General features: G+C 71.6%; 1 protein-coding gene. It reads right to left on the reverse strand.

What is annotated here, in order from left to right; genetic code table 11:
• The coding region (locus ACTUAL_RS04880) for an acyltransferase domain-containing protein (protein WP_440899408.1) at positions 1–2,736 on the reverse strand (2,736 nt) is incomplete at its 3' end.
• Positions 2,737–2,768: the final 32 nt, after the last annotated feature.

Genomic DNA, 2,768 nt, shown 5'->3' on the forward strand with positions numbered 1-2,768 from the left:
GCCCACGACGGTGCTGCCCGTGCCCGTGCCCGTGCTGGTGTTGGTGCTGTCTGCGGTGGCGGTGCTGCTGGATGTCGTGTCGCCAGTTGTCGTGTCTCCGGGTGCCCTGTCTCCGGGTGGTGCGTCACTCGTTGTCGCGTCGCTTGTTGTTGTGCTGTCAGCGGTCGTGTAGTCGAGCGTTGCGCTTTCCGGTGCTGCGCTGTGAGGGCCTGCGCTGTGGAGCGCTGTGCCGGTGGAGGAGGTGGTGCCGTCTGGTGCGGGTGTCGTGGGTGTTGCTGTGGCAGTAATTGCCGTGCTGGTGGTTGCTGCTTCTGCTTCTGCTGTTTCTCCTGCTGCTTGGGTGTTGAGGACGGCGGTGGCGTGGGGGAGCCAGTCGGCTGATTCGCGCACGTGCAGCACCAGGGTGCCGTTGTGCGGGTTGGCGGTCAGGCGCAGTGCGGTGCGGCCGGTGAGCGGGAGTGGTTCGTGCAGGAGTAGTTCTGCCAGTTCCGCGTCCAGCACTGCCGCTACGTGCAGGGCCATGTCCAGCACGGCCGCGCTCGGCAGCACCGGCACGCCGCCCACCTCGTGGTCGGCCAGCCAGGGGTGGGCCTGCGCGGACAGCACGCCGGTGAACACGATCTCGCCTGAGCTGGGCACGTCGACGCGCGCGGTCAGCAGCGGGTGGCCGCCGGGTTCCACGCCCAGGTCGCCCGGCGCCGCACCGGTGTCGGGGGCGGGCCAGTAGCAGCGGCGCTGGAACGGGTAGCCGGGCAGTGGCACGCGGCGTGCCGCGGGCAGCAGGTCGGTCCAGCGCACCGCGCGTCCGGCCTCGTGCGCGCGGGCCAGGCCGGTGAGGAAGTCCGCGACGCCGTCTGCGCCGGGACGTGTGGTCGGCAGCGCGGTGATCGCGCCGTGCCTGCGGCGCGCCCACTCCAGCGCGTCGTGGAACCGCACCGGTTGGCGCAGCTGCCGCGCCCAGTAGCCTGCGGTGGCGAACCCGTCCACGGGCTTGCCCTCCAACGTCGACACCACCGACAGCGAGCACGGCCTCGGTTGCAGCCCGGTCGCCACGATCGCCAGCTCCACGGCGACCGTGTCGCAGTGGTGCGAGTGGAACGCGCCGCCGGTGCGCAGCACGTTCGCCTGCCGTCCGCGCGCGCGCCAGTGGTCGACCAGCGACAGCACCGCGCCGGGATCGCCGGACACCACGGCGCTGTCCGGCGAGTTCACCGAGGCCAGGCACACGCCGTCGCCGAGCAGCGGTTCCAGCTCCTCCTCGGTGGCCTCCACCGAGGCCATGAGCCCGTCCGGCAGCAGCGCCACCGCGAGCCGGGCGTGCGCGTCGAGCAGCGCGAGCGCGTCGGCCAGGTCCAGCGCGCCCGCGAGGTGCGCGGCGGCGACCTCGCCGACCGAGTGCCCGACGAGGTGGTCGGGGGTGACGCCGTGGTGCTCGTACAGCCGGAACAGGGCGACGTGGAACGCGAACAGCGCCCGCTGCGCCACCTCGACCCGGTCCAGCTCCTCGGACGGCCCGTGGAAGGCGATCTCGGTGACCTCCGGCGGGCACACCGAGTCCCAAGCGCGCGCGAACACCGGGAACGCGTCGTGCAGGTCACGCCCCATGCCGACGTGCTGCGCCCCCTGCCCGGACAGCGGCAGCACCACCCCGGCCCTCCGACCAGCCACAACCTGGTCCAACTGCTCGACCAGCTCCTCCCGGTCCCGCCCGAGCAGCACCGCCCGGTGCGAGAACCCGCTGCGCGTCACCAGGCTGACCGCCACCTCGGCCGCGGACGCCTCCGGGTGCGCGTCCAAGTGCGCCCGCAACCGAAGCCCGTGCGCCCGCAACGCTTCCGGCGACTTGGCCGACAACACCCAAGGCGTCAACGGCAACCCAGCCCCAGCGGTTGGCACGTCAATGACGGGTGGCTGCTCCAGGATCAGATGCGCATCCGTGCCGAACCGCCCAAGCGACGACACCCCAACCCGCCTCGGCTCCACCCACGGAACCGGCTCGACGAGCGGCACGAGCGCGGACCCGGACACCCCGGCAAACGCAAAACCAGCCCCAGGACCGAGACCAGGGCCAGGGCCAGCCCCAGGGGCAGTTCCGGCCTCAGCGGCAGTCCCAGTCACAGAGACAGTTCCAGCCTCAGAACCAGTCCCAGAACCAGACCCGGTCCCAGCTCCAGCCCCAGTCCCGGTTCCGTTCCCCACCCTAATTCCGATCCCGGTTCCAGTCCCGGCCCTGGTAACGGAGCCGGGCCGAGGCTCAGCCCTGATTCCGGTCTCGGCTCCTGAAGGGCCACTCGCCCCTGGCCTGAGTGCGGCGGTGGGGTCGGGTGTGGTCGTTGGCGTGGGAGCGCTCTCACTTGTCGAAGTGGATGCGGGTGTTGGGGTGGGGGTGGTTGCTGGGGACAGGTGCGGGGTCGGGGGGAGTGTGCCGTGGCGCAGGGCCTCTACCAGTTTCACCAGTGCGGCTGCGCCTGAGGCTGCTCCGGTGTGGCCGGTGGTGGATTGGAGTGCGCCCAGGTGGACCGGGTGGGGGTTCGTGCCGTAGACGGCGTGCAGCGCGGTGAGCTCGGCCTGGTCTTCGGGTGGGGTTCCGGTGCCGTGCGCTTCTACGGCGTTGATCTCGTTCGGGTCCAGGCCCGCTTGGGACAGCGCTCGGCGGATCAGGTGTTCCTGCGTGGTGGAGGGAGTTGTTTGAGGGGTGGATGTGCCTACTGCGCTGCCGCGGATCACCGCCAGCACCGGGTGTCCCGCTGCCAGTGCGTCGGACAGGC

Source organism: Actinosynnema sp. (assembly GCF_052038725.1).